This is a genomic window from Pseudomonas sp. PME37.24/025 (assembly GCF_055556615.1).
The window spans coordinates 1-273 of the sequence record NZ_JBVHNK010000178.1 but is presented as its reverse complement, the minus strand read 5'-3'; the positions used below and the strand labels follow the sequence as shown (position 1 = coordinate 273).

Annotated in this window: 1 pseudogene; it reads left to right on the top strand. The window is 70.7% G+C overall.

From position 1 onward, the window contains the following. Window positions 1–16 precede the first annotated feature (16 nt). Window positions 17–273 (top strand): annotated as a pseudogene (locus ACZ3HH_RS29980) (hypothetical protein); the annotation flags it as partial.

The window sequence follows — 273 nt, the reverse complement described above, 5'->3', positions numbered from 1 at the left end:
CCCGACCGAGCGCGCTATGCGCCACGATCGAGGGGTGAGGAACATCGCGCGGTCGACGATCCTGCTCCTGCTCTCCGCCGTGGTGCTGACGGGCTGCGTTCCAGAACCGGCTCCGACGCCGTCCGTGAACCCGGCGACGCAGACACCCACTCCCACGCCGAGCCCGACCCCGACCCCGGATCCGCTCGCCGGACTCAGCCTCGAGGACAAGGTGGGGCAGATGTTCATGGTCGGGACGTCGGTGAACGGCGCCGATGCGACGACCGTCGCGGC